Origin of the sequence: Ferruginibacter sp. HRS2-29 (assembly GCF_024343615.1) — a bacterium.
GTDB lineage: Bacteria > Bacteroidota > Bacteroidia > Chitinophagales > Chitinophagaceae > Ferruginibacter.
Genome location: NZ_RJUB01000090.1, coordinates 1 through 1,410 on the forward strand (window position 1 = coordinate 1; position 1,410 = coordinate 1,410).

Annotated in this window: 3 protein-coding genes; 2 read left to right on the top strand and 1 reads right to left on the bottom strand. The window is 34.7% G+C overall.

Annotation, left to right across the window (positions count from 1 at the left end):
* Positions 1–326, bottom strand: a 326-nt coding sequence (locus tag EGI32_RS11150; RefSeq protein WP_255155447.1) for a d(CMP) kinase, incomplete at its 3' end; no start/stop codon positions are given.
* A 12-nt stretch (positions 327–338) separates the two neighbouring features.
* Between EGI32_RS11150 and EGI32_RS11155 the strand changes: the two genes are divergently transcribed.
* Together EGI32_RS11155 and EGI32_RS11160 are read left to right on the top strand one after the other, a co-directional pair.
* The gene (locus EGI32_RS11155; RefSeq protein WP_255153463.1) at positions 339–869 is read left to right on the top strand and encodes a hypothetical protein; all 531 of its coding nucleotides are present in this window, start codon (positions 339–341) and stop codon (positions 867–869) included.
* Positions 870–962: 93 nt separating this feature from the next.
* Positions 963–1,166, top strand: a complete 204-nt coding sequence (locus EGI32_RS11160) for a DUF2188 domain-containing protein (RefSeq protein WP_255153464.1) — start codon at positions 963–965, stop codon at positions 1,164–1,166.
* Positions 1,167–1,410: the final 244 nt, after the last annotated feature.

Consider the following 1,410-nt stretch of genomic DNA (forward strand, 5'->3'; position numbering starts at 1 on the left):
GCTGCAATGGAAGCCACTTCACTCACTTTTTCGGCAATGACCAGGTCGCGGATAACATACTCCACATTCTCTTCATTCAGGAAGATCTCCGATTGTTTGGAATTTTCATTGTGCTCGAAATGGAGATGGATATGATCCAGTGCTTCCGCTACTTCTTTTTCATCCGTCCAGTCTATATGATTGCGCAGAAAATATAACGTGATCGCCCGGTACATGGCACCGCTGTCGATGTAAGCGTAGCCGAGTTTTTTTGCCAGTTGCTTTGCCAGCGTGCTCTTTCCGCAGCTGCTCCATCCATCAATCGTTATGATTATCTTTTTTGCCATCTGTATGCAAAAATGGCTAAAAAAAAGATGCCGTCAAAATATCAAATAGAAATCATAATAATTATCTTAGTTCAAATTCTACCCAAAGTGATTACTGCGACAACACTTGCTTATTTATCTTCACAAAAGCAAAAGGGTTCTATTACGCTGTTGAAAAATAACAGGAATGCGGCTTCAATTTACTTAATGGGATATGCACTGGAATTTAGTTTCAAGAGAAAAATCGTAAACACACTTGCATTTAACCGGGGATTTCCTGAAACCAAAAGCGATTTCACCTTTTATAATCCTCAGATTGCTGCATTCAATGCCATTAGTACGGGTATAGCAATTACTCAACTAAGGCAGATAAAAAATCATAATTTGAGTGATTTAATTATTTTTTCCGGTGCAGAAACTCGCATTAAATCTTCATTTTTAATTGAATGGCTAACAGTCCAAAGTTGGAATCCGGAAAACCGGTATAAGATAAAAAGATATACATCAGATCAAACCAATGAATTTATCAGGTCCGCAAAAGTAATTATAAGAGAAATTTCGTAGTTTTATAATAAGAGAAAATAAAATGTCACAGGTTACAAAAAAAAATCATCAGTAAAAGCAGAAAGTGCAACTCGTGGCCGAAAAAAGGTTGCGATGTCGAGTTCTATTGAACATGTTTTACCATTGGGTAACGGCTGGATTGTCAAAAATGATAAATCTGCTAAGTTTACTACAATCACTGATACAAAAAAAGAAGCAATAGAAATAGCTAGAAACATAGCACGTAAAAAAAATATTATATTACTTGTTTATGCTAAAGACGGCACTATACAGTTAGAAGAAAGTTATGTAGAATAAAAAACTTCATGATAAAAAAAACTGTTCTAATCGAACAGTTTTTTTTTATTAACCTATGCTTCCGATTTTTTTTCTTTCTTATTCAACTCTATTTAAGCTGAAGAAAAAAGCCACGAATACACAAATAAAATTCGCTTTAAATAAAACTATCTCATTCGTGTATTCGTGGCAAAAAAATACCCGCTTTTTAAGCGGGTATTCAATTTATTTTTCGAAAATCAGGCTTCAGATTTCCCTTTCTTCT